Below are 502 nucleotides of genomic sequence, written 5' to 3'. Positions count from 1 at the left end.
CCGGGGCTACCTGTTAGCGCCCGTGGTAGTAAAATAAAGCGGCACCGGAGGGGGGATTATTAAACGTAATATGCAGATAAAGTGAATTTGCTTAAATTCTGGGTGGGAGGTTATCCACTACCTAAAAGCCGGGCTATGCCCGGTATAAAATAAAAAATACCGCTCCAAGAAGCGGTATCGATTGATTAATGGCTCTAAATCATTCGAGTGGTGGGAAGGGGCAACTGAGTACCCCCCCTGCAACGCGAAGGATGACGGGTTATTAGCCTTGCAACAGAGTAGAAATCAACTGTGTTGCTGCGCTGGCTTTTTTCAACATCATCACGCTCGATTGCATTAACATCTCGCTCTGCGCGTGGTTTTTCATCTCATCCGCAAAATCGGTATCTTTAATGCTGCCCAGCGCCTGCTGTGTGTTGCTGATCATGTTATCCAGGTTGTTGGAAGACGATTGCAGGCGGTTTTGGTTCGCCCCCAGCGTGGCACGGAAAGCGCCGTAGGC

The 502-nt window shown here is 49.4% G+C and carries 1 protein-coding gene; it reads right to left on the bottom strand.

What is annotated here, in order from left to right; all coding sequences use genetic code 11:
* Positions 1-262: 262 nt before the first annotated feature.
* Positions 263-502, bottom strand: a 240-nt coding sequence (locus AC971_RS22430) for a flagellin (protein ID WP_269429554.1), incomplete at its 5' end; no start/stop codon positions are given.

The organism is Yersinia similis (assembly GCF_001053095.1).
Classification (GTDB): domain Bacteria; phylum Pseudomonadota; class Gammaproteobacteria; order Enterobacterales; family Enterobacteriaceae; genus Yersinia; species Yersinia similis.
Note: the sequence above shows the minus strand (reverse complement) of the source record. Positions and strands in the feature narration are given on the sequence as shown.